Raw genomic sequence first — 25,960 nt, 5'->3', positions numbered from 1 at the left:
GACCGTTTTCAATTAAGCTTTCTTAGGCAGAATAATCGTCGCTGCTGATAACATCGTTGCTAGTCCAAGCAGTAAGCCGGCTAGCACATCACTTGGATAGTGCACACCCAAGTACACCCGACTAATTGGGATTAAGATGAGTACCGCAACCAAAACGATTGTTGCAATCCCCTTTACCCAGTGTTTACGAGCGTATAGCCAAATCAATACCAATAGAGCGCCATAAAACGCCATGGCATTGATGGAATGGCCTGATGGAAATGAATAGCCATGTTCGGTAATCAATCGGTTCGCTGTCGGCCGTGGCCGTTGGACAATATTTTTAATAATCCACATTAAGCCAGCCCCAGCAACAACACTGAATCCTACAAACGCCCCCATACGAAGGTGTTTAGTGATAACTGCCCACACAACGAACAGCGCCGTCAGGGCAACCCCCGTCGCCGGCTGGGCCAAAAGCGTAACCCCGGTTAAGAAGGCGGTTTTGCCATGTGTGAAATCACCTTGAATCCAAGCGATACCCGTGCGATCAATGTCTGAAATCCATGTTGCATGTTGCATGACGCCCCACGCAAAAAAACCAAACAGCAGTATCGCTAAGCCACTAATTGGCATTGTTAATCGTTTATTCAAAATGACCACATCCTCTAAAAAAATTTGGGCGATGCAGTCCGATGTTGCATTGCTGCAACCTGTCGTATCTGTAGCTCACGTGGTGGCACAAATTGATTACCTGCCAAGATGGCTTCACCAACTTGCTGTACTGCAATGCGTTGTCCCAGTGGTGCAAGCGCTGGCAATTGCGCCAATTCTGTTGCCGTATTTAAACGGTGAATCAAATAATTACCAAATTGTCCCAACAACCCAGCCGGCAAATCAAGCGGACTTTGTGTCGTCAGCATTAGATACAAGCCCGCTTTACGTCCTTCACGTGCAACACGTAAAATGCCGTCCACTACACCAGGTTGTTGCAACAAATAACGGTGTGCTTCGTCAATCAACACCGTTACTGACAACTGTTGTGTGCCTGTTTGCTTGATACGTAGCAACGCCGTCATCAATAGTGACACAACAACCTTACCTAAACCTAAATTATCCGCTAATTCTGACAAATCAATGACCAGCATTTTTTGTTCGCTCCGCTGACTACTAAACAACCGCATCAAATACATGACATCAGTTCTCATACCCACCATCGAAATTTTCTTACGACTTGGTAAATTAAATAGCTGCTGAAAGTCCGGTTGACTTGTTTGACTTTTAATGCGACGAATTAGTGGCAAAAGCGTCCGAAGGCCTGCCTGATCAACCCTCTGACCAATCAAATCAAAATTATCTGTGGGTACAGCAAATTCTTGCTGCAACTGCTCTGGCAGCAAATGCATATCGGCCGGCTGTGGATAGTCATACAATCGCTGGGCATCCGCCTCAAACGTTGACCAAGGACGGTTAAGCTTTTGATAGACCCCTGACTGACGGACGACATTCTTTTGAATTTTCAAACTTTGCCACGCATCAACCATTTTCTCTGTCGCCACCGCCTCCGTGACGCCGAAAATTTGCGCGATTTCTGCACCCGTTAGTTGTTCATAATCAATAAAAGCGTTGTAGCCTAATTTTGCAACGACGGCGTGTGGCAACTTCGTATACTCGCCTGTTGGATCGATAATAATCGTCGTTTGGTTTTGCATCATCAAGTCATGCAAAATTGTCACCGCACTCGTCGACTTACCACTACCAGTCGCTCCTAAAATCAGCAGATGTTGTCGCAACAAATCATCTGGCGTTACCGCAAAATTATCAGTCAACGCAATCATTGTAATGAAATCCCCCATTCGTTCGTGTCTGTTCATTAGTATACCAATAAGTGGACTAAGAAATCCCCATTACCACAGCCGTATATGGCGCCATCGTAATGCGGTGCCCACTCATCGTAACTTCACCCAATTGCGTCAGCACCTCACCAACCTGAATCAGACTAAATCGTGATGATTGCACACTTAAATTGACCAACACGGTAATCAGACGGTTACCCAAGCGACGTTGGTACGCGATGACATCGGCCGGCAGGCGTGTTAATGGATGAAAAGTGCCATCAATAATCACATCATGCCATTGTGGCTGACGACGGTAATAGTTCAAGACCGATGCCGGGTCTTGTTCTTCAGTTGCAACATTAATATCAGCCCGATGTTTCCCCATTGGAAACCATGGTTCCACTTCTGAAAAGCCACCAAACGTTTCACCAGTCCATTGCAGTGGCGTGCGGGCATTATCCCGTGACTTCGCATTTAACCATTGCAGTGCTTCGGCCTCTGAGAAGCCGTCACGTAGTGTCATTTAATAGTCATTCAACGATGAGACATCATTGAATTTCGAAATATGCCGGCGCTCAAAATTTTTCATCCCCAGTTCTTGCCCCTGGTAAATAAACGGCACCCCAGGCAGAAAATAATACATCGTCGCTAAGTTTTTTTGCTGTGACCGCTGTTTGATAAGCCACATTCGGCACTAGTTATGATAAAAAGCGTGGCTGATTGTGGTTTTCCAACACGTTACCCAAATACCCTTCAATCACTTGCACTTGCTGTTGTGATTCAACGAGTAAATCACTAGTAGTACATGCCGACCGATCGCGGTACCATTCATCAATATTTTCAACTTCAATATTCATGTACAAAAAATCGAAAATCATTAAAAAATAACCATCCGGTCCAATGTACTGATGCAAGTCCTGTTGGGGTACGCCATATGCTTCACCAATTGTTACGGCATCATATTTAGCAAACGTTTCCGCTTTCAACGCACTTAGGAACCGTTCAATTCCCGGCCGGTTTTGCCCTTTATTTGTTACTGAAACCAACCCATCGCTACCGTCAACCGGTAAACTCGCCCAATCTAAATCCTTTTTTTAATGCGTAATCGCATCAATGCAAAAGACGACGACACCTAGGTCTAACCACCAGTTAACCATGTCATAGATTGCCCGGCGTAGTGCTGGATTTTGTCAATTCAAATCCGGTTGTTCCGACGCAAAGGTATGAAAATAATAAGTTCATGGCTCATTCGGTACTGGCGTCCATGTTGAGCCGCCAAAAATACTGTGCCAATTATTCGGTCCCGTACCATCTGTTGCGGTCTTAAAAATGTAAAACTCACGATATGGACTTGCTGGATCCGCTAACGCTTGTTTGAACCAGGCATGTTGATTCGATGTATGATTGACCACTAAATCTATCACAATTTTAATTTGACGTTCGTTAGCTGCCATTAGCAGTTCCTTGAAATCAGTCAGTGATCCAAACTGTGGGTTGATATCTTGATAATCTGAAATGTCATACCCCATATCAACCATGGGGGGCTTATAGACCGGTGATAGCCAAATTGTTGTAATTCCTAATGATTGGATATAGTCCAGTTGGCTAATCACGCCCTGAATATCACCAATGCCATCATGATTACTATCTTGAAAGGAACGGGGATAAATTTGATAGACCACTTCGTCTTGCCACCAGTGTCGTTGCGCCATTGCTGTGCCCTCCTCTTAACTGTGCGCACTTACCACCAATATACCGAATGACTTCCTAGTTGTGCAAATAATCGCTCTTGGCAATGAGAGCGTTTGCATAAATTGCTTTTTAGTGAGAAAGTATGGTTATCAGATGAAAGGGAGGTTACATCAAATGGTTAATATTCCAACACTAACTTTAAATGACGGACATCCACTCCCTGTTATGGGATTAGGAACGTACCAGATACGTGGTGGCGCTGGTCGTCAACAAATTCTGGCAGCCATTAAAAGCGGTTACCGTTTAATCGATTCTGCAACAAACTACGACAATGAAGGCATTGTTGGCGAAGCCACTCGACAGTCTGGCGTGCCTCGCAGTGAATTATTCATCACATCAAAGTTGCCCGGTAAATATCACGGCTACGATGATGCTTTGATGTCCATTCAAGAATCATTGGCTCGCATGGGCTTGGACTACTTCGACCTGTTCATTATTCACTGGCCACTCCCAAAGCGTGATAAATACGTCGAAGCTTGGCACGCGTTGGTTACAGCCCAAAAGCTTGGTTTGATTCGTTCAATTGGTGTTTCAAACTTTGAACCGGAACACTTGGACCGCATTATTGATGCAACCGGCGTCAAGCCTGCCGTGAACCAAATTGAAATTCATCCTTACTGGGTTCAAACGGATAACGTTCAAGCAAATATTGATCGTGGTATCACGATTGAAGCTTGGAGTCCGCTTGGCCGTGGTGGTGGCGCCATGCGCGAACCAGTCGTTCAAGCAATTGCTGACAAGTATGGCAAGACACCGAGTCAAATTATCACTCGCTGGCATATCGACCGCGGGATTGTCCCAATCTTGCGTTCGACCAACCCAATTCACCAACGCGATAATGCCGCAACCTTTGATTTCAATCTGACCGCTGAAGAAATTGACACGATTAACCAGCTAAATCGTGCCGATGGCCGGATTGACGGTCAGGATCCTAACGAGTACGAAGAATTTGAATAGTAAAAAAGGTCGCCAGTCTCCTGATGTATCAGATGATTGGCGGCCTTTTTCTCACACGCTTTTCACTTATAAAAGTTTGAATCAGACTAAGAAGCCCCATGCAAGCCCTAATCCGGCCAGACCACCAATCACGCTGGCAAGCGTATCAAACGTTGACCACGTTTTAGTAGCGGTTGCCGGTTGGTTCACGGCCCTGGTACGAGTCGTTGCTTGCGCCGACTGACGTGTTGTCGCACGGCCAGTCGCTTGGTCAACTACCGAAGCGGTTTGTGGCGCTGCGTGCACTGCTTGACCGCTCTGGACTGGTTGCACCGCTGAACTCGTCGGTGCCGTTGCTGCAATTTGTGTTGGTTGCGTCCTTGACGGCGCCGCCACAACACTAACCGCTTGGCTGCCCGCCATGCTTGGCACACTAATCGCGACGCTATTTGGTGCTACGGTTTGTGATGCGACTACCGATGGCAAGGTTTGCGTTATTGCCGGTGTCGTATCAACTACCTCACTAGCTGACATTGCCTGACTAGCAACCACCAATGGGATGCCCCGCTTACCGACCGTTGACCGTTCTGCTGATGAAGCCACTTTCTGTGTTGCCGCAGAGTGCTTAGCCCGCGTCTGGGTCGTCATCGATGATCTTTGGTGTACGTGAGAAGCCTGGCTGCTAAACTGCTGCGACGGCTGAGCTTGCTCACTCGTCAATGCCTGGCTTGATTTCATATGTGACGCCGCTTGGCTCATACTTGATGACTGTGAACTAGCCTGGCTAGACTGGGACGCCCGTGAGCTAGCTGCTACCAAACCGGGTAATGTCACCGTTGGTTGGCTGTCCGGAATACCCGTTACCTTAAAGGCGACATCATAACGATGATTATATCCAATACTAGCAATATTCACGTGCATATTTTCCATAAAGTATAGATTCGCAACTTGTGCTGGCGTTAGATGAAACTTTGTCGTCATTAAGGTCGACACGCCAACCGTCTTCGTCGATAGTCGTTCACCATCCTTAAAGGTCACACTATCATCCCCATAAGTACTTGGCACACTAACATTGACATACAGGCAGCCACCACCGGTACCATCAGCTTCGAACATCGCATCTGGTTGGACATAGTTACTGGAAACCGATGTTAATTGACTGCCGTCACCTTTCAGTACGGCTAGTTTCACTGCAATCCGTTGTGTTTCTGGAGCGTTTGTCTCAACTGCCTGCTCAAACGATTGCGCAATCGTACCAGAGAAGCGCTGACTCTTCCCCGTTGCCGCTGCGTTATCCCACGCCAAATAACCAGTCGTACCAGCTGTGACCCCGGTAAATGTGACTTGGTCATCCGTTACCGTTGCATTAGTATCTGCTTGTGGGGTAATTGCGACCGACGTGCCGTCAATCGCTTTAGCAGTGACTGGTACGGTGACGTCCATCTGCCCCGCACTAACCGCAGCCGCTGGCAACGTGATTGACTGTTGCTTAGCATTCACATAGGTTAACCCTGTCATATTAGCTAAAGGCGTCAAATCCCGTACATGATTACGTAGCAAGTTCACATAAGCCAAATTCGTTAATCCTGCGATTGGCTGTAGCGTGGTCACTTGCGCATTTGAGAAATTCAAACTCGTTAACGACGTCAAATGCTGCAGTGGTGTTAAATCGGCGACTTGATCTTTGCTTAAGTTCAAGCTCGTCAATTTCGTTAACTGTTGCAACGCGGTCAAACTTGTAATTTGATCATTAAAATCAATTGATAACTCCGTCAAATCTGGCATCGCCGCAAATGTTGGCATCATCGCATCCGTTAAGCCCATCTGCGAGAACGTTCCCTGCTGCAACTTCGTCAAAGCGCTTAACATGCTGATATCGCTGCTACGATTATTACCAATTACAAGCGTGGTCAAATTCGTTAGTTTGGCAATCGATGTAAAATCAGTAATTTGATTCGAACCAACCTTTAATGACGTTAATTCTGTCAAATGTGCCAATGCACTAACATCTGTTAGTTTGTTACCTGCCAAACCTAATTCGCGCAGTTGCTGCAAATTGCCTAGTTCGGGCACACTGGTTACTTTCGTATTCTGCATTTCAAGTGATGTTAACGTTGTCATCTGATTAAGTGCCGCTAACTTTTCAGGAACCAACCCATAATCGTCTGCAACCAAGTTCAAGCTTTTAATCGGTGTACTTGTTAAAGGCGTTAAATCAGGCAAGACGGTCGCTTTGTTCATCCGCAAACTAACATCCTGCAACTTAGGTAGATTGGCCAACGCGCTAATGTCTGAAATCGCATTCTCCGTTAAGTCAATGATACTGAGATTAGTGGCGTATTCCAAACCAGTTAAGTCCGTGATACCGTCATAAGTCAAATTCAATTGCTGAATTTGGGCAACATTGCTTTTAGTCAGTGGTACACCGGCACCCAACGCACTTTGTAGTGCTTGACGCAGCGCTGCATTTGGTACCCAGTCAGAGGCAGCATCAGTTGCCATAGCAATATTATTAGTCGCGTATGTTGGCGTTGACGTAATCGTCACGCCGCCTAACACACTACTAAATAGCAACCCACCAATCATTGCCGTCCACTTTATATTCATAAGATTCTCTTGCCTACATATCCTAGGTCGACATGTTCATAGCCGACATTAAATTAGTCCTACTTTTAGGAGTGTACAGGAATACTTACTAATAAACAGTGTTTCCACAAACTTATTTAGCCAGAATCATCGCCACCTTTTTTTGAAGTGCTGGCACAACTGTAGCTTCAAACCATGGATTCTTAGCCAGCCAAATGTTGTTCAGTGGGGATGGGTGGGCCAACGGAAAATACTTAGGCCCAAAATCTGCAAAACGTTTCACAATCGACGTTAAGGTCTCACTGCTCTTAACACCTAAATAATACTTTTGCGAATAACCGCCAAGTAACAAAATCAAGTCAATATTCGGCATCGTCGCCATGATCCGCTGATGCCATTCCTGTGCCACAAATTTACGTGGCGGCAAATCACCCGTTTTCGCTTTACCTGGATAATAAAAATCCATTGGCAAAACGCCAATTAGGCCCGAATCATAAAATACGTCACGATCAATGCCCATCCACTCTCGCAGTCGGTCGCCACTCTTATCATTGAACGATACCCCCGTCTGTTCAACCTTTAATCCTGGCGCTTGACCAATGATTAAAATCCGGACATCTTTCCCGACCATGTAAATTGGCTCAAGTCCTCGCTCAGTAAATGATTGATTCCGCGGATCAGCCATAATTTCTGCTTTTAAGTCCATTTCCCCGCCTCCTTGTTACTACTATCATAGCAAACAAAAGTAAAACGCTCACACCAATTAATTGCAGTGCGAGCGTTTTGTTAGGCATTCAATTTTACTAACACAACCAGCCAAAGTACTAGCATAATTCCAAATGGTATATCTAGAATCGTCCAAAACTTTGTTTGCTGTTTACGCGTCGACATCAGTGCTATCCAAACCACCACTGTAACCACGAATAACGTCACAATTGCTGACATCGTCCCACCTCATCATCATAAACCATACCCCATAAGTTTATGATATACTTGGTCACCTTTCCCCTCAATGCCCCGTAGTTGTCATCTGTAAACGTCATCTAAAAATAAATGGAAAATGAAATAAAACAGCATTAAATCCGCTCTATATAATATATGTCATGTATGCAATACTGTTTCATTAGATTGCCGCATTAACTACTCAAGGAGGTAATCATGTAATTCACTGACTCTGACATTCACATTTTTCAAGCATTTGCTAAAGTCGCCCAACGTACCACATCATTTTCTGATATTTCAATCAAAGCGATTGCGGAGGAGGTCGGCATCTCACGCCAGGCTATGTATCAAAGCCATTTTCGCAATACCGATGAATTATTAACGTCGTTGTATTACTACGTTGATCAGAATATTCAGGCTGAAATTGACGCGATTGTCACCGAGCTGTCTGGTAGTCCAACTATTATCCATCAACTGGTTTACGCTGTATTACCACTGATTTATGATAAACGTGCCTTCTTTCAAATTCTTTATTCTGGTAAAATCAATTCCACTTGGAACGGCTTTATGGAAGACCGTTATAGCGATTTACTACTTCCACTATTTGAAGATTGCTCACGCATGGCCGTGGTTATCCCGGCGACTGTGCAATCTAAAGTGATTATCCACGAATTCATTGGCCTCGTGTCAATTTGGATGAATCAAGATGAGCCGGTCTTGCCCGAGGCTTTCGCACCAATTTTGATTTACGCCTTGAACAATTCAGCCAGTACAATGATCAATAGTTAAACCCATAAGAAAAAGTAGCTAAGTGTCGTTAGCTGCTTTTTCTTATATGGTCATCTAATTTAGGTGTGTTTAGAAGCTAAACTTATTACCTTCGTCAGCCTTAATGTAGTTTGACGTCAAACCTTCACCTTCCAAGTATTCACGGAATGGCACTAGGTCTTCCGCCTCATACTTTTTCTTGTAGGCTGCAACGACATCATCACTGTACAAGTTGGTATCCAACTTCAATGTTTCAACTGGAATTGGACGATCCTTTGTAATCTTGGCATCCACTACCACCACACGACCTTGCTTGTAGTAATCAACCGCTTCTTGCATGACACGATCAATATCTTCAATGCGGTTAACCGTCAAACCAACGGCACCTTGCGCCTCACCAACCTTGGCGTAATCAACGTCAGTGAAATCTACCCCGAAGTTGTACTCATTAGTATCCTCATACTTGTTCTTAATGAAGCCGTATTCTGTATTGGTAAAGACGACATTAATAACTGGCATGTCGTAACGAACGTTCGTGACCACATCAGGGTATGTCATAGAAAAGGCACCATCACCAACGATGTTCCAAACTTGACGGTCCGGGTATGTGTTCTTTGCCCCAATTCCACCAGGCAAAGCGATTCCCATCGTCGCGAACAATGGTGATGTTCGCCACATGTTCTTAGGGTTCATGTGCAAGTGACGCGTTGACAATTGTGTCACGTCACCGACATCAGTTGAGAAGATGGCATCTTCATCAGCCAACTTATTAATCGCATTGTAGACTTGGTAAGCCTGCAATGGACCTTCTGTCTTATGCTCCAACTTGTTCATGTAATCGCGCCAGTTTTGCACGTTCTTAACGTTTGCACGCCACCAAGCGTTTTCTTCAACAGGATCCACCTTTGCCAACAACGCTTCAAGTGTCTTACCTGCGTCCGCCAAAATGGCCACGTCCGTTTCATGACGCTTACCAAGCATTGCCGGGTTCGCATCGACTTGCACAAACTTCTTAACGTTACGGAACGTCCCTTCAACTTCTGAGAATGGGAAGTTTGTTCCCATAAACAATACTGTATCAGCCTCCAATACCGTTTCGTTAGCTGGCTTCCAACCAACACGGAAGGTTGAACCCGTCAACGCCTCAAAATCCCAATCGAAGTTATCAAAATTCTTACCTGTCGTAATGACTGGTGCCTTAATTTTGCGTGACAACTCTTGGACTAAATCACCGTGGCCTTGTGTACCAAATCCAGCATAAATCACTGGGCGCTCAGATTCAGCCAAAATGTCGACAACCGCATCGATATCAGCTGCTCGTGGCTCAACTGGTCGGTAGTTTTGGAACTTAGGACCTGACGAATATAATGGTGATGAGTAAATTGAAGCAGCGTCAAGCTCTGCAAACCCAAAGTCAGTAGGGACTTCAAGTACCGCAACACCATGTTGTGAGATAGCCGTACGAATGGCATCATCCACCAAGTGAGGCAATTGTTCAGCCGTTGCGACACGCCGATTATATACCGCAATATTTTCATACATTGGATTTTGGTTTAGTTCTTGGAATGAATCCATATTCAATTCGCGAACTGGCTTTGAACCTAGGATAGCCAGCACTGGGATGTGATCCATTGCGGCATCATACAACCCGTTAATCAAGTGGGTCGCACCTGGTCCCCCTGAACCAACTGTTACCGCAATCTTACCGCCGAACTTGTATTGCATAACAGCAGCCATGGCACCAATTTCTTCGTGCTTAACTTGAATAAACTTGATGTTGTTTTCTGGATTTCCCATGGCATTCATTAAGCCGCTAAGCGTACCTGATGGAATACCGTACATGGTGTCAATCCCCCAACCTTCCATGACTTTCAATGCTGCTAATCCTGCAGAAATCTTCGTATCTGACATTTCAATGCCCCCCATATATCTAAAGCAAACGCTGTAAGCGCTTTCTTGTTTACATTGTATTTTAAGTAAGCATCAATTGTCAAGTTTCCGGGACTATTCACAAACCGAAAATGAAACACCCCTCTGTTTCATGCGGACTAAATGCTTCGCGATTTTACTCGACGGTTAGCAGGCTATCGTAGAAGTGATTAACAAGAACTACATTCGTGTGTACCTTAGTTGTATCTTCGTTGCTTAACTAAATAACCATGTTTTTACCATCTTTAATCATTTTTACTGAAGACTCAAAGCCTAAAATAATCCCGTGCATCCGATAAGCATTGCCATCATCGTACATCCCATTCGCATGGGTTTCATTAGGCGCCAAGCGCATCATTGCGTTAAATTATCGTTTTGAAATAATCTTATTGCTTAACTCATCCCGCAGTAATTTATAGAGATTACCCGTCGTCATCTCAATACTACCGGTCCCAATTTCCCGGTTAAAGATATTCGGATTATCGAAATAAGCCGTCCCATCCGCCCCATAGTTTGCTGTTCTATATGAACTGTTAATGAAATCGTTGTAGTCCGTATAATCGATATGATGCTGACCCTTGAGCATTTCCTGCAATAAATCGGCATAAGAACGACCAGTAACCTGGCGTAAGATGCCGACTAACGCGACGTAATTACCAGCTGAATAGTACCAAGCCTCACGTTGTTCCATCACCAACTGTGATAACGCATACTTTTCATAGCCTGTTTCATCAAGCGTGGTTTCCGTTTTACCAATTTGATTATAACCAACAGTCATATTCAACAACTGCTGTACAGTAACTGTGTTGGCCGCCGGTAATTGTGGTAAATATTGGCTCATCCTATCAGTTCACTTAATCTTCCCTGCTACCACTTGTTGCATCACGAGTAATGCCGTTAGATTCTTCTGGAGTGACGCAATCCCATACAAAGATTGCGTTGTCGCTGGCCGGTTAGTCTGATTATTCGCCAAACCATATCCCTGATTTAGAATGTTTTCCCGGCTTTGACCACTAATAATGTGCCACTTCGACCAGTCGCTTTGACTTGCTGGTCAATCGCTTTGGCCAAAACCGACCGTGGTTGGACGGGCGCGTTTATGTAACCACCGGTTTATGAATTTTCCGAACCTTTGGTGTTGCTTCGTGACCAACTAACCCATGCGATAAATAGGTGAATGTGGCTTCTGTGACTAAAATTTATCAAAACTATCGCACCAATTATTTTACGAATCCCCGTAATTTCCCCCTCAACTCTCACTAGCTACTCCGGACTAAACATAAAGTAGCTAACGCTTTGATATGATGTTTTCAATTATACAACGGCGGACAGTTCCAAATTAGTCACAATTGCCCATATTTGTTAAAAATTGCAATAGGCGCAAAAAAAGCACTTATTACCGAAGTAATAAGTGCTTTTAATTTGTTTTGAATCGTTCCCAATCCAGAAAGTGAAAATCGAAAGATTAACGCTTTGAGACAATTTTGATAATTCTTCGTGACCCTAGAACGCCTTAAAATCAACGTTTCCCAGTCATGAAAGGTCACCAGAAATCATTGAAAACATATCACTCGCTCCACAAATCGCTCCATGCTTTGCTTGTATACATAAATTACGCCTTTGATGGAAATTTCAAATTCAGAGCACCTAAAATTGCCGAAGATTTGACCGCTATCCCCAATTGTAAATATGTGTCACCTTTAATGTTAGTATCAGTTATTACGCCAACAAAATATAACCTATTTCCAATAGTGATTCCATCACTAGTTCCATATGATCCTTGATTGAGAACAAAAACAGGGCTACCGCTGGACCCTGGATAAACTCCCCCATCTATAAAGAACTTTGGTTCATCTTCATAATCATTCCATATTGGAGTTGATGTGATTCCCTGACGAGTTATTGGCAAATTATGTTTAGTATCTTTCAAACCAGCGGGATACCCAATAAAGGTTAATGTTTCAATCGCTTGTAACTCATCTACAATTTTTTGTTCAGGAATCATACCGCTATCAATGGTGCGAAAAAATATTTTTTCTTGTCTATCGTTGAAACTATTTAAGAATGGTGCAATATTCACCGCAGCGATATCTAGATTTTCTAATTTTGAATTAGCAAAAAACGTTGCATCAAAAGTAGCCGTAAACGTTTTCTCTAAATCTGGCTGTCCATCCTGCTCCATGGTAAATATTATTTCCCCACTCTGGATTGGCTGCACAACGTGATACGCCGTCATTAAAAACGGCTCTACCACATCTTCGTCCGGAACACGCCGGGCGAAAATAAATCCCGTTCCCGAAGTAAATCCTTTATCCGTCTGACCCGTAATTTGGACAGTCGTGAACAGTAACTGATTACCTATACTATTTAAGTTCATTTTGCTGTCCCTCCTCAATTAACGTATCTAACACAAATTCTGCAAATGCTTTAGAATCGGCAATTTCATTATTGTTTGTAAAAAACCAACCAACCATTGTAGCCACCCAACCAACAAGCATGCCTACAGTCCCAATTTGACTCATTATAGTATCATCAGAAACTAATTTCCCAATTGAAAATGCGTACCCAGCATATGCACCAAAGAAAGCACCTGACAAAGTTCCCAAAATACCATGCCAATTAAGCCCTTTCTTATTTTTCACTGCTTCGGACCGTTCTCTAATTTTCTTGATCTCCGAATTTCGAATATACAAATAATAATCATTCTGATAAGACTGCGGCTTCAATACAGGTGTATTTTCTGTCAGTGTAGTTGATCCTTTGTCACTTTTGATTTGGCCGTTAAAAAAATCATTTTCATTCAACCTATCTACCTCACAACACTTTTGTCATTAGCTAAATTACCAAGTTGTCAATTTTTCTGTTTAATTCAATATTCTCAAGGCTGGAAGTGACTTCACCAACTCTTGAGTCTGCTTTGCTAGCTCTATTATTCGAAGCAACAAGTTAAATACGTATTTTTCATCGTCACTATATTGGTTCGGATCATCCACTATTCCTGTAGCAGAATCAGTACCAACCTGATATTGTTCAATTATCCATTGAATTGCCGGCTTACCATTCACAACATATTCCCATGCAACATCTGGGATGTTTCTAATGTCAATATCCGCGTTAAAGTGGATTGTATCCATTCCTGTCGTTTTTTGCGGCTTCATTGAAATTACAGAATAAGAAGGATTATCCTTTTTCAAAACTATTTCTACATCAGAATTTAACGGTACGTCCTCGTACTGCAAATGTAGCCCTAATAACTTTTTCCCAATTTCAATAAATTGAACTTGCTGTTCCACTTTCGGAATTCGTGGATAATCTTTCTTTAAGTCACTAGCGTACTTCTGCAAAAAATCCGGATGATGCAATAATGCATAGACGTACGCTATTGCATCCTCTTCTGAGGCCATACCAATTTGTTCCAACGTAACCTCATTCAAGTTAGACAACATGCCCATAGCATCCTTGCCAACATTTTGTGGAAAACCTTTACCATTTTGCACTAACTGGAGACTAGGTACAAGATTCGTTGCCAGAACAGAAAAATCTTTATTAGCTCCTGAACCTTGCATATAAAGAACCGTTCCCATAATGTCAGAAAGGCCTCTGTATGAACTTGGTCGCTCATTCAAGAAATCGTCCCAATACAACCACTTCTTAACAAACGGCCTGTACATCCATTGAATATACTTTCCAGTTTCAGGACTTAGTCTTTGTCCTTTTTTAAATTTTGAATTCAGTCCCGTCGACCAGCTCACAAAACTATCATTATTATTTTTTTGGGTCATTCGATCATTGGCATCTAACACATTAGTTAGTCGATCAATCTCAGAATTATAATTATCAATCAATGTGGTAACGTTCTTATTAACCTGCTTTTTACTAAAGTTTGACACCCAGTTATCACGAGCTGTATAAATTCCAGTGTATTGAGATTCATACAATGAAGTTTCAGTTTTGCTGAACAGGCTTGGGTAATTTTGATAATTTGCATCTCGCAAATTAATCCAATCATTATTCTCATCAGGAGTAATAGTCACCCAATCTATATCGTCAACGCCAGCAAAATTTTTAATAATGTCTAATTTTTCAAGACGACTGAGATAATCCCCAATGTCGTGGTACTTAATAACGTGATTATCCGACCCGTCTTTGACAAGAATACTTATGGCGATTGGTGCTCTACTTCCAGAGTCAAATACCTTTCCACCTTCTCTGCGAGACATTTCTCCTCCAGTTCGTTGGTTTCCACGTAGATTAAAGATATATAAGTAATTAAATTCATCATTAAGAACTTTACGGAATCCGGCCGTAGACTTGGTATCAATAAATGAACCGTTTGTAACAAATCCAATAACACCTTGACTTCCAATTCTGTCAGTAGCCCAACGGAAAGCTTTAATGTACGTATCATAGAGTCCCTTTTTCAAGTCAGAATCTGTATATTTCGCATACGTGTTTGCAATACTTTCCTCAAGTTTTGGGTACTCGATATTCGCGTTGTCCTCGTTAACATTTTCTTGTCCAATTGAGTATGGTGGATTACCAATAATCGCAAAAATTGGATTCTCCTGTTGAGATTTCAAGCGAGCATTATTTTCACCAAGCATATCTGTCAAGAAATCATCTTTGTGTTCGGTTGTATCAAATGTATCTGTCAAAACAATACCAGGAAATTGTTCATACCCTCTATCGTCTCCGCTGATATCATCAAATACGGCTTCAATATTGATCGCAGCAATATAGTAACTTAACAGCACTATTTCATTTGCGTGTAGTTCCTGAGTGTATTTTCTCAACACATCAGTAAAACTGATTTTTCCTTCATTCATCTGCTGCTCAAGATACTGCAGTGTTCTAGTGACAAATGTCCCTGTTCCTGTAAATGGATCCAGAATATGTACTCCTTCATCTGATAATCCTTTACCAAAATGTCTATCCAAAACTTGATCCACTGACTTCACAATAAAATCAACAATTTCGACAGGTGTAAATACAATTCCCAATCGATCTGTTGTATCTTTAAAGGCCGTTTGGAAAAATTTCTCATACAGTTCCTTAATTACAGTCTGCTTGCCTTCAGCGTTATCAATCCCCTTAGCGCGTTGAGCTACACTTGCATAAAACCCATCCAGTGATTCTTGTTCTTCTTCAAACTTATTTCGCTCCAGTACCTGGATGATATCTTCCATAACTTGAGAAACAGGGTTAGTTTTAATAAATGAATAAGACTCAAACAATGCATCGAAAACCGGTTTTGTAATCATATGCTGCGCCAACATTTCGATAGCTGAATCTTTGGTAATTCCTGAATTCAATTCATAGCGAATTTCTTTTAAGAATTTTTCGAAGGCAATAGCCGGTTCAGAATTTTCATCTTCAATCATCACTCTGATACGAGTCATGTGCTGTCGAGCAATTTTTGCGACATCACCGCTCCACTGTTCCCAGTAGCGACGGTCTCCTACCTTCTGGACAATTTTCCCGTAGATGGCATTTTCAACTTCTTCAAATGTCTCCAAATTCAAAGACAACTGTTCATCTGCTGGTTTAGGCACAACACCTTCACCACCAAATGGGCGTTCATCTTCTGGTGCACCTCCTACACCAATCAATTGTACATTCTTAGGCTTATTCTTATTTAGGTCAATCTTGTTTATCATCGCATCAAAACGACCATCCATCGAACGCAAAGCATTTAGAACTTGCCAAATTTGCTTATATGCTTTGTTATCATTCAGCACATTCTCAGGTGTTGTATCCGCTGGAATACCTACCGGTAACAAGATATAACCATATTCCTTGGTATCGAACTTACGCATAATTCGACCGACAGCTTGCACAATATCAACTTGTGACTTCTTTGGTGACATGAAGATTACGGCATCTAGGTTGGGCACGTCGATTCCTTCTGTCAAGAATCGAACATTAGACAGAATTCGAGCTTCGTTCTTATCGTCTGGAATGTCGCTCTTCAACCAGTCTAAGGCGTCATTCTTTTGAAGCGCGTTCATAGATCCATCGACGTGCTTAACCTTTACGCGGTACATAGAGTCGGCAACACCGTCACCACCCAAATACTGGTTAACAACGCGCTCAAACATTGGAGCAATAATATTTTTTGAGTGATCAATTGTATCGATAAATGAAATAGCTCGACGCATTGGCAATCCATCAACTGCGTCAGTGAAAGACTGGCGTTTCACCATACCGTTCCAAACACCGATAATCTTCGTAACGTCATCGAGCTTAAGTTCACCAGTCTCGGCATCTTTCATAACGCTCTGCATTGTACGTGACACTGCTGCTTCATCAACACCTAGCACTACTACCTTGTAGTCCGTTAGAACGCGATCAGTAATAGCATCCCCGAAGCTGTAGGTGTAGAACTTTTCACCGTAAAGAGTTACATCATCCATTGCTGCCAAGACAATACTGTTTTCATCCGCTTTTTGCTTAGCTGCTGGTCCATAAATCTTTGGTGTGGCAGTTTGATACAATCTCTTCTTTCCTCGGACGTTTTCATTACTGTGAACCTTTGTAAACACTGATTCATCGTCATTCATCAAATGGCTTCCAGTTGTTCGGTGAGCTTCATCAGCAATAATCAAATCAAATTCCGGCAAGTCAAAATCTTGAGCGCGCCCGATAACATCAATTGATTGGTACGTTGAAAAAACAACCATCAAATCACGTTGTGGTGATTGAGATAGTGCTTGTTTATAATTATCAACTAACTTCATCGGATCAGTCGTGGCCGGATATCCCAAATCGCGCGCAGAAATGTCAGCGTTAGACTCATCCTTCTTAACTTTCGTTGCCTTTCGGTCAGACGTAACCGCAAAGGAGTGCATTAGCATTTCTGTATCTGAATTCCATGCCTTCAACGTTTGTGAGAGAAGTTGAATCGAAGGGACCAAATAAAGTACGTTAAACGGCTTGTTTCCTGACTTCTTTGCCAACGCCTCCGTAATCTTCAATGAAGTAAATGTCTTACCAGTACCAGGCGCCATAATTAATTGACCACGATCAGCGTCTTCCAACCCCTTGAGCACTGCATCTAATGCTCCCTGTTGATGTGGGCGAAGAGTCTTTTTCTTTTTCAATTCGACTGTCTCAGGAGATTCGAACTTGTATTTTGTCCAATCAATTTCACTGTTTCGCAATTCTGACAATCCAATACGTGTAACTGGGTTGCGAAGACCGTCCAATGCTTCTTCGGCATTTTTACTCCAATTGTCAACGGTTGAAACAATTAGCCCTTTGGAAAATACAGCCAACTGTGACTGATTCAAAAATGAATCAATCGTACTCTTTTCAATCTTATCCTTTTTAAATTTAGCTTGGACCGCAGTTAACTCGCCGGTTACTGCATCTTTCGCTACAATATCAATTCCCTTGTCTTGCTTTGAAATACCATATTCATCAGGAATATCCGACAACATCCATACATCGCTATATGTCGCCTTCTGAAGTGGCTCGTTTTTTAGGTAAGCAACGACCATTCGTTCAAACCATGTACCCCGGTCACGTTGCTCATGAATATTTTCATTGGCATTTTGAACGAGATCATCAAATGCATTCACCATAGCTACTACTCCCTTTAAACATTTGTCATAATTCGATTATACAGCAAAAACAATCCGAGTTTGTGAACGGCTACATTACTTCATGCCTGCACAAAAATACCCAGTAGCAAGTCTTTTTTGCTACTGGGTATTTTTGTGTTCACCCGCGGTAGGCGAGTTACTGACCCCTACCTCGTTCTTGTTGCAATTTAAAAGCTTCATCTGCAAAGATTTCAATTAGATTTAGAATTTTTCGATTAAATTCGAAAGAAACAACTTCATTTTCGCCCTCAAACATTCTTACGGCACTATCGGTTAGAACCTCATCTATTTCAAGACGATTTTGCCGTTTCCGTACTGCCGCAATTTGTCGAAATACTACCATACCGACTGAATCATCTGCTGCTTTATGTTCGGTCAAAAATTTCTTGAACTCATTCAGTTTAAAGGTCTCTAACCGGTCGGCAATACGATTGTATCCCAACTCATTATTGGTAAACCGTTCCTCAAATAGCTCCTGAAAGTCGAACCTCAGGAATGAATAGTATACCCAATGAATTGCTGACTCGTACGTATTTGATTTTATTGACAAATCTCGGGTTTCAAAACGTAACGGATTCGTCTGATTTGCTAATTCCACAGCAAAAGGTACATATTCGACTAGCAATGCATTTGCATCTTTGCGCAAACGCGGGTCCCGAATCATGCTATCGAAAAAATTTGAAATTAGTAATTCTCGTTGCGTCCAGTTTTGCCCTGACAAAAATTTTTCATCATTAGCATTTCCCCAAAGAATCTCATCTGCATCTTCAAATTCCAAAACCTTAGCAAGGTCTTCTGCATTAGTATAAGACAGTAAATTCGGAGTTCGGTCAGAATCTGTTTTTGCGTTCTCAATATTACTTATTACTGGTTGCTGCATTCCACTCCCCATTAGTTGAAGCCGCTCTGCCAGTTCTTTCTGTGTTAATCCTAGTTCTTTGCGTCGCCTTTTTACTTTATCAGCGACATGCTGGTATAACTTATTTACATCCATCGCTTTATACTCCTTTTTATAATTATACGAGTTTAAAAGTTGGCAATCAAGTATTTTCACGTAACAAACTCATATAAAAAAATGTTACTATTAATTCATGGTTAATCATTAACCAATTAAAATTTTGGGCTAGCATCCTACTGCTCAAGGAGGACCGCTCATGGCAGTTCGAATGACTCAAGGCTATTCTAAGGAACGCTTGGAACAGTCACAATTAAGCACAGTTACACCTTTGCTACTTTTGGGCGATGGTAAGTTGCAAATTGTACCAGAATTCAAGGATAAGAAGCCAATCAAAGATACAGTTGCAAATACCAAGGTTGACTTATACTACCCTGGAATTGGCATCATGCCTCTTAAGCTTCCAGCCGACTACACACTTCCAAAGTTCACTGATATGGCAAAAGTAGAATTAATCGATGGAGAAGCATACGTTAATCAATTCGGAAATCTCTACATTCGTGCTTCTGGCATCAAGGAAAAGTAACATGGCAACAGACATCAGTTCATTTATTTCAACGGTGCTCAATGCAGCACTTGCAGCTGATGAAAGTACAATCAAGCAGTCGTTCACAATTGAAGTCGTCGATGACGGCTTCATTTTTGTATTGCGCTATCCAAATTCGTTGATCATGAACACTGATTTGTACTTTCGCATTTACGACATCGTAGCTGCTGCAGTATATCCAGCTTATACCTTGATTCGCCCAGCAAGTATGCAACTGGTGGCACGAGAAGGAAATTTGTCTGTCAGTCGTGGATTATTCTTTCCTTGGAAGGAAGGACGTTCAAAGCGCCTAATCGGTTCCGTTGATGATATTTTGGCAAACAGTCACGATAAAAATCGGATTCCAATCATGCAAGGCATCGACTTTGATTTCAATAAATCTCCAGGAATAGCGTTAACCGGGAATTCTGGTGCGGGCAAATCTACAGCCTTACATTACCTCTTGGAAGTTTATGCAGAGCGCTTTGGAACTACATCGATAACTTTGATCGACCCAAAGCTATCAAACGGGGCAAGATGGGCCAAGAATCACGATGGGGTAAATTTAGTCATTCCGCAACCTGAAGATCGGCCTGAAGATTTTCTTCCTCGTGTTAATGCCACGTTAGCAGATGCTGTTCGTGAAATCACTCGACGTCAATCTGAGTTGTACCAGCATGTAAACACAGTATCGGCCGATTATCGTTCTATAGGCCTTAAGCCGCGGTTTATTGTCATAGATGAAGTGGCAAGCTTAGCTATCGGTTTGAAAAAGTCATTGCTTGATGAGTTCCACGGCTTGCTGACTCAAATTAGTTTGCTGGGTCGTGAGAGCGGCGTTTTTTTGACCCTCAGCTTGCAAGAAGCGCGTCAATCGTTGTTACCGACTGAAGTTCGTTCACAGATGGGTGTTCGCATTTTGCTAGGACGCATTGACAAGCAATCAGCACAGTTTCTTTTTCCTGAAATGGATTCAAGTTTTCCTCTACCAATTGGCGGACGAGGAACTGGCATCATTTCGATTAATGATGGTGAACATTACGGAGTTGAACCTGTCGCAATGCCAACCATTACAACTAACCAATAGGAGGACACTATCATGTCACTTTCACCGGAATTTGTACGTGACCACTTAGATGTGATTTTCACATTTGCGTGGATTATCGTATTGTCAATTGTTTCTATCGGAATCATCGCTTCACTAATCTACTACGCTACTGGCTTCCGTGGCGGTAAAGTTGTTTTAGCTTTGAAGTTACGCGCTACATTGTCATCACTTGCACCAGCAAGTACTGATACGACAATGCTAACGCTAAACCAGTACGTGAACCACGTTGTTTCCCGCGCAAGCATCAAAATTAAGAATGGACATATCACAATTATCGTGCCAGTTTATCGCATCTTTCCATTCTTTATTAACGGTGCCGTCAAGACTATGGTGCGTGAACGTTTGGAATCACCCGTTTTCCGTGAATTTTTGGAGAACGAATTTCCCGGCGAATCGTTTACACAACCGATCAATAAGGGTTCATATTACTTAATTACAAATGACTAAACTTTGCCAGTTGCCTGCTTGCATCAGCAAGGGCAGGCATGGCTGGCAAAAAATAATATTCATAGTGTGTCAACCCACATTAAACCCTTACCATTACGCGATACTGGGCTTGTTATTGTATCGCTAAAAAATGTGTCAACTGTGTCACACCTGAACGAAAGGAGATATTTCAATGGCTGACAAATTAGAAAGCCGCAATCATATGCTAGTGCAGCATATTGCATGCTTGCCGTTTAAAATCGACGATATTCCAAGCATTATGGAACGACTCAATACGAAGAATTACGCGTACATCATCCATGACAAAGACACTAGGGATGGCGAACTAGTGGAGCCACACATTCATCTTGTAATGCAATTTGAAAATGCTCGTCATGTAACGGCCATTGCTAAAGAACTTGGTGTTGAACCAAATTATGTTGAAATTTGGGACAAACGAATTAACAACGCATGGAGCTATTTAATTCATGAGACAGCAGACGCAACCAAAAAGAAACTTTACTCACCAGATGATGTAACCGCCTCATTTGATTACGCAGCAAAAATTTCATCAATTCGTTCTGGCGTTGATAAGAACGCACTCAATGAAGACTTGGAACTATTAGCTGATGGAACAATTTCAAAATCAGAACTTCGTCGCAAGTTGGGGGTTATTCAATATTCCAAGCACCGTAAATTGATTGACGATGTTTTCCAAACGTTCCTGGAAGAAAAGCACTCACTTTGGTTAGAATCACACGATACCGATGTCCCGATGAAATTCATATGGTTATATGGAAGCGCAGGTTCAGGTAAATCGCTAACGGCTGATGCGATGATTGAAGGTTTGGACTCCGTGAAACTCGGTGCATCCAATGATTACTTTCAAGATTACCAAGGGCAATCGCATATCATCTTGAATGAACTGCGTCCTAATGACATATCATGGGCCGATTTACTTCGTCTAACTGACCCGTGGCAACTGGATAAGTCTGCTCCACGTCGATACCGAAACGTTCCGTTGAACATCGATACACTGATCATCACCACGCCATACAACCCGTATGACTTTTACAACTCTACTCGTGTTGCAAATCGTGACGTCGATGCAGTCGATCAATTGATTCGTCGAATTGATAAGCTAGGCTACTTTCAAAAAGGCCAAGCTCCTCAATTTTTCAACCCAAATGAAAACGACAAGCCAACAACCTTCCCAAGCGATGACTTGCCGTTCTGACATCTGATTTAAATGCCGTCTTGATTATAGCATGAGCTGAATTCAAGTTCCGACATTCCATAGGAGCTGAAACATGGAATCAAATAATAATCACATTCTATTGAATCGAAAAGAAGCTGCTGAGATTCTTGGAATTTCAGTCAACAGCTTCGACAAATATTTCCGATCAAATCCCGCGTTGAAGTCCTTAAAAATTGGTAGTGAGACGCGGTACCCTTACCCATTATTGATGGAGTTCATCTCTAATCAAGCAGATTATCACTATTAATAGTGATACCGGCCTTGTGCCGGATACATATTTTAAACACCCGCACTTAATGCTACAATGACAACGCAAGCAAAGTGTGGAGTCCTGAAAGGATTCCAATTATGGCATATTACGAAAAATTAAGAAACGGCAAAATTCGCGCTCGAGTATACATTGGCGAAGGCAAACTCAAAAGCAAGTCATTTTCAAATAAGACCGATGCAAAACATTGGGCACTTGAAAACGAACAAGCAAAAATGAACGGCGTAAAAATCACCGGTCGGGATGAACTATTTACTGATGTATATGATGAATGGTTCCATGATATTCAGGCCCCAGCCATTGCAGAAAGTTCATATAAGAATTACTACAATGCCGGTCGCATTAACCATCGACTATTTGAGGGTTACACCCTTGCCGACTTCGAAGACTTACGCAAAATCCAAACTATCTTAGATGAATATGGAAAAACCGTTGCCCAAAAGACAATCGAAGAATATCTTAAAAAAGTTCGTCGTGTCTTACGTTATGCGCTGCTACAACGCAAAATAACCCATGACATCACTCGAGCCTTAAAGGCTCACGGCAAAAAGTCAGCTAAAAAGTTGAATCGTGCATTAACAATGACCGAATTCAATAAGCTACGTTCTTACCTGTTCGATAACGTTGATGTTAAGTTTAATCTTCTTGTTTTACTAGCAACTGAGACGGGCGCTCGTCGCGGTGAACTACTTGCATTGACACCATCTGACTTATTAACTGATAGTTTTGAAATTTCATTTACAAAGTCACTCAGCCCCGATTCAGATGACCTTAGCATGAAAACCGCAAGTTCCCGTCGAACTGTTTCAATTAGTGAACGAGTTTTTAACCTAATCAAGGCAATTCCAGCTAATGAAAAGGGACGAATATTTGACGATGATGACTTCAAACAGGCCGGATTGCTCCATGAGTTGCTTGACCGTATTGGAATTGAGCAGACCACTTTTCATGGTTTACGAGACTCACATGCATCTTATATATTTGCCAAGTTTGGTGAATCGAACATGGATCAAGCCGTCATGTACATTTCCAAGCGTCTTGGCCATCAAGACATTGTAACGACGCAAAAATTTTATTTATCTTTGATGCCTGAGTCAAAAATGAAGCAAGATGCGCTCGCCATCGACTTTTTAAACGAAGCTCAATAGATAACAAAAAAGCACCTACTACCGAAGTAATAGATGCTTTTAATGTCGTTAAATCGCAAATTTGAATAGAACTCGCTCCATAGCTCGCTCCACACAATTCCGAAAACGTTGATACAGCGGGATTTGTAAGCCTTTTGATTAACGCTTTGAGAATTGTGAAGCCTTACGGGCCTTCTTCAAACCTGGCTTCTTACGCTCCTTCATACGAGCGTCACGAGTCAACAATCCAGCCTTCTTCAAAGCTGCACGGAAGTCAGGATCCACTTGCAACAAAGCACGTGAGATACCGTGACGGATGGCACCAGATTGACCTGAGAAACCACCACCGTTTACGTTAACCAAAACATCGTAGTTTCCTAGAGTTTCAGTAACATTGAATGGTTGTACCATAACCTCACGCAAGTTAGCGAAAGGAATGTATTGTTCAGCTGAACGACCGTTGATCGTGATGTTACCGTTACCAGGTACCAAACGTACGCGGGCAACAGAGTTCTTACGACGGCCAGTTCCGTAGTATTGTACTTGAGCCATAATTAACTATTCTCCTTTCGTTAAATTAAATAAGGTTAGTGATATCCAACACTTCAGGGTTTTGTGCTGCGTGTGTGTGCTCTGAACCAGCAAACACGTGCAACTTCAAACCTTGTTGGCGACCAAGAGTACCCTTTGGCAACATACCGTGAACTGAAAGCTCGATCAAACGTTGTGGGTTCTTCTCTCGCAAATCACCGGCCTTGCGCTCCTTCAATCCACCTGGGTGGTTTGAGTGGTGGTAGTAAATCTTGTCTGTTGCCTTCTTACCAGTCAAAGCGACCTTTTCGGCGTTGATGACGATAACGTTATCACCCGTGTCGACGTTTGGCGTGAAAGTAGGCTTGTTCTTACCACGCAAGATTGATGCTACGACAGTTGACAAACGTCCCAATGCAATATCAGTTGCATCGATGACGTACCACTTGCGATCGATCTCACCTGGCTTTGCCATATAAGTTGTACGCATGGAAATTTCCTCCAATATTCTGTTTGTTTACTTTACCAATAATTAAAAAAGTCGTACCAGGACATTCCCATTGCGGTGTGGTAAACAATACCGAGATTAATCTTACCTTTTTTCAACCAAAACGTCAACGGAAATACGCCCTAGATTTGAACTATTTAATTGTTTTCGTGTTTTTTAATAGTCAACTGACATTAAATAGAGACCCTGTGCTGGCGCTGTAAATCGTGCTTGTTGCCGATCTTTCACCGCAAATAATCGCTGAATGTCATCACCTGGCCGTGATCCGTTACCAATTTCCAGCAAAACGCCGACCATGATACGAATTTGATTATACAAAAAACCATTCCCGGTAAATTCAAACCAAATTTCGTCCTCTTCCGGTTTCTCCCACATCTTAGCAGAATAGACCGTACGCACCGTTGTTTTCTGCTGGAAACCAGAAGCAACAAAACTTAACCAATCGTGTTCGCCCACGTAATCCCCAATCGCTTGCTGCATCAATGACGTATCAATGCGCCGGTGCCAATGCCCCGTGTAATTGCGCTTAAAGGGATCGATGAACTCCGTCGTCGACAAGCGATAGCGATATGTCTTATTATGTGCACTAAATTGTGCGTGAAATGACTCATCAACCCTTTCAACTGACTTAATGCCAATGTCATAAGGCAACATGGTCGATAGCCCTTTTCGAACCGCTTCGTTTGGAATATCAAACGGTAAATCAAAATGGACAACTTGCCCTTGCGCGTGTACTCGCGCATCAGTTCGTCCCGAGCCTTGCACACGAATGTGGTCTGCTGGATTTTTAGCCATCTTATTGACGACTTTCTCCATTTCTAATTGCACTGTTCGTTTCCCAGGTTGCACCTGCCACCCGTAAAATTCAGTGCCATCGTATGAAATTGTCGCTTTATAGCGCGGCATATTCAACACCTCT

At 42.5% G+C, this 25,960-nt stretch carries 22 protein-coding genes and 2 pseudogenes; 8 read left to right on the top strand and 16 right to left on the bottom strand.

Going from position 1 to position 25,960, the window contains the following annotated elements:
• Nucleotides 1-12: 12 nt before the first annotated feature.
• The 3 genes and pseudogenes from EST42_RS04785 to EST42_RS11550 all read right to left on the bottom strand — a co-directional run bounded on the left by EST42_RS04785 (nt 13) and on the right by EST42_RS11550 (nt 3,529).
• On the bottom strand, nt 13-642 hold the full coding sequence (locus tag EST42_RS04785) for a phosphatase PAP2 family protein (RefSeq protein WP_134644451.1): 630 nt from the start codon (nt 640-642) through the stop codon (nt 13-15).
• Between the two features lie 5 nt (nt 643-647).
• Nucleotides 648-1,817 (bottom strand): ATP-binding protein, encoded by a 1,170-nt coding sequence (locus EST42_RS04780; protein ID WP_134644450.1) that lies wholly within the window; start codon nt 1,815-1,817, stop codon nt 648-650.
• A 55-nt stretch (nt 1,818-1,872) separates the two neighbouring features.
• A pseudogene (locus EST42_RS11550) lies at nt 1,873-3,529 on the bottom strand (glycoside hydrolase family 13 protein).
• A 154-nt stretch (nt 3,530-3,683) separates the two neighbouring features.
• On the opposite strand from EST42_RS11550, the gene EST42_RS04770 reads away from it, so the two are divergent.
• Nucleotides 3,684-4,526, top strand: coding sequence for an aldo/keto reductase (locus EST42_RS04770; RefSeq protein WP_134644449.1), 843 nt, complete (start codon nt 3,684-3,686; stop codon nt 4,524-4,526).
• Between the two features lie 81 nt (nt 4,527-4,607).
• Here EST42_RS04770 and EST42_RS04765 read toward each other — a convergent pair whose 3' ends face one another.
• The 3 genes from EST42_RS04765 to EST42_RS10505 form a co-directional block, all read right to left on the bottom strand.
• A complete protein-coding gene (locus tag EST42_RS04765; protein ID WP_134644448.1) occupies nt 4,608-7,112 on the bottom strand; it encodes a leucine-rich repeat domain-containing protein in 2,505 nt (834 codons plus the stop codon).
• A gap of 112 nt (nt 7,113-7,224) precedes the next feature.
• Nucleotides 7,225-7,797, bottom strand: coding sequence for a uracil-DNA glycosylase family protein (locus tag EST42_RS04760; protein WP_134644447.1), 573 nt, complete (start codon nt 7,795-7,797; stop codon nt 7,225-7,227).
• An 80-nt stretch (nt 7,798-7,877) separates the two neighbouring features.
• Entirely contained in the window at nt 7,878-8,036 is a 159-nt protein-coding gene (locus EST42_RS10505) for a hypothetical protein (protein ID WP_167711105.1), read from the bottom strand.
• Between the two features lie 339 nt (nt 8,037-8,375).
• Here EST42_RS10505 and EST42_RS04755 point away from each other — a divergent pair, with 339 nt between their 5' ends.
• Nucleotides 8,376-8,822, top strand: coding sequence for a hypothetical protein (locus tag EST42_RS04755; protein WP_134644446.1), 447 nt, complete (start codon nt 8,376-8,378; stop codon nt 8,820-8,822).
• Between the two features lie 69 nt (nt 8,823-8,891).
• Here EST42_RS04755 and spxB read toward each other — a convergent pair whose 3' ends face one another.
• The 7 genes and pseudogenes from spxB to EST42_RS04725 all read right to left on the bottom strand — a co-directional run bounded on the left by spxB (nt 8,892) and on the right by EST42_RS04725 (nt 19,328).
• Entirely contained in the window at nt 8,892-10,712 is a 1,821-nt protein-coding gene (gene spxB / locus EST42_RS04750; protein WP_134644445.1) for a pyruvate oxidase, read from the bottom strand.
• A gap of 238 nt (nt 10,713-10,950) precedes the next feature.
• Nucleotides 10,951-11,088: a hypothetical protein gene (locus EST42_RS11005; RefSeq protein ID WP_245150378.1), complete on the bottom strand. Its 138-nt coding sequence runs from the start codon at nt 11,086-11,088 to the stop codon at nt 10,951-10,953.
• A gap of 9 nt (nt 11,089-11,097) precedes the next feature.
• A pseudogene (locus EST42_RS04745) lies at nt 11,098-11,703 on the bottom strand (serine hydrolase domain-containing protein).
• A gap of 639 nt (nt 11,704-12,342) precedes the next feature.
• Nucleotides 12,343-13,107: a trypsin-like serine peptidase gene (locus EST42_RS04740; protein WP_070229531.1), complete on the bottom strand. Its 765-nt coding sequence runs from the start codon at nt 13,105-13,107 to the stop codon at nt 12,343-12,345.
• Nucleotides 13,094-13,534: a hypothetical protein gene (locus tag EST42_RS04735; RefSeq protein ID WP_134644444.1), complete on the bottom strand. Its 441-nt coding sequence runs from the start codon at nt 13,532-13,534 to the stop codon at nt 13,094-13,096. Before EST42_RS04735 ends, EST42_RS04740 begins: the two co-directional genes overlap by 14 nt.
• A 60-nt stretch (nt 13,535-13,594) precedes the next feature.
• A complete protein-coding gene (locus EST42_RS04730; protein ID WP_134644443.1) occupies nt 13,595-18,313 on the bottom strand; it encodes a type ISP restriction/modification enzyme in 4,719 nt (1,572 codons plus the stop codon).
• A gap of 157 nt (nt 18,314-18,470) precedes the next feature.
• Nucleotides 18,471-19,328, bottom strand: a complete 858-nt coding sequence (locus tag EST42_RS04725; RefSeq protein ID WP_134644442.1) for a helix-turn-helix domain-containing protein — start codon at nt 19,326-19,328, stop codon at nt 18,471-18,473.
• 160 nt (nt 19,329-19,488) lie between these two features.
• On the opposite strand from EST42_RS04725, the gene EST42_RS04720 reads away from it, so the two are divergent.
• The 6 genes from EST42_RS04720 to EST42_RS04695 all read left to right on the top strand — a co-directional run bounded on the left by EST42_RS04720 (nt 19,489) and on the right by EST42_RS04695 (nt 24,023).
• Entirely contained in the window at nt 19,489-19,815 is a 327-nt protein-coding gene (locus EST42_RS04720; protein WP_134644441.1) for a hypothetical protein, read from the top strand.
• Nucleotide 19,816: 1 nt separating this feature from the next.
• Nucleotides 19,817-20,902 (top strand): AAA family ATPase, encoded by a 1,086-nt coding sequence (locus EST42_RS04715; RefSeq protein WP_167711103.1) that lies wholly within the window; start codon nt 19,817-19,819, stop codon nt 20,900-20,902.
• A 12-nt stretch (nt 20,903-20,914) separates the two neighbouring features.
• Nucleotides 20,915-21,370 (top strand): hypothetical protein, encoded by a 456-nt coding sequence (locus EST42_RS04710; RefSeq protein ID WP_134644439.1) that lies wholly within the window; start codon nt 20,915-20,917, stop codon nt 21,368-21,370.
• A gap of 172 nt (nt 21,371-21,542) precedes the next feature.
• Nucleotides 21,543-22,586, top strand: a complete 1,044-nt coding sequence (locus EST42_RS04705) for a Rep family protein (protein WP_134644438.1) — start codon at nt 21,543-21,545, stop codon at nt 22,584-22,586.
• 73 nt (nt 22,587-22,659) lie between these two features.
• Complete coding sequence (locus EST42_RS04700; protein ID WP_134644437.1) at nt 22,660-22,854, top strand: helix-turn-helix domain-containing protein; 195 nt, start codon at nt 22,660-22,662, stop codon at nt 22,852-22,854.
• A 101-nt stretch (nt 22,855-22,955) separates the two neighbouring features.
• A complete protein-coding gene (locus EST42_RS04695; RefSeq protein WP_134644436.1) occupies nt 22,956-24,023 on the top strand; it encodes a tyrosine-type recombinase/integrase in 1,068 nt (355 codons plus the stop codon).
• Nucleotides 24,024-24,161: 138 nt separating this feature from the next.
• Here EST42_RS04695 and rpsI read toward each other — a convergent pair whose 3' ends face one another.
• From rpsI to truA, 3 genes are all read right to left on the bottom strand, one after another.
• On the bottom strand, nt 24,162-24,554 hold the full coding sequence (rpsI, locus tag EST42_RS04690) for a 30S ribosomal protein S9 (RefSeq protein ID WP_010372194.1): 393 nt from the start codon (nt 24,552-24,554) through the stop codon (nt 24,162-24,164).
• 25 nt (nt 24,555-24,579) lie between these two features.
• Complete coding sequence (gene rplM / locus EST42_RS04685) at nt 24,580-25,023, bottom strand: 50S ribosomal protein L13 (protein WP_010372192.1); 444 nt, start codon at nt 25,021-25,023, stop codon at nt 24,580-24,582.
• Between the two features lie 174 nt (nt 25,024-25,197).
• The gene (gene truA, locus EST42_RS04680) at nt 25,198-25,947 is read right to left on the bottom strand and encodes a tRNA pseudouridine(38-40) synthase TruA (protein ID WP_134644435.1); all 750 of its coding nucleotides are present in this window, start codon (nt 25,945-25,947) and stop codon (nt 25,198-25,200) included.
• Between the last annotated feature and the right edge of the window lie 13 nt (nt 25,948-25,960).

Source organism: Weissella cibaria, assembly GCF_004521965.1.
GTDB lineage: Bacteria > Bacillota > Bacilli > Lactobacillales > Lactobacillaceae > Weissella > Weissella cibaria_A.
The sequence above is the reverse complement of the archived record's forward strand: the minus strand, read 5'-3'. Positions and strand labels throughout refer to the sequence as shown.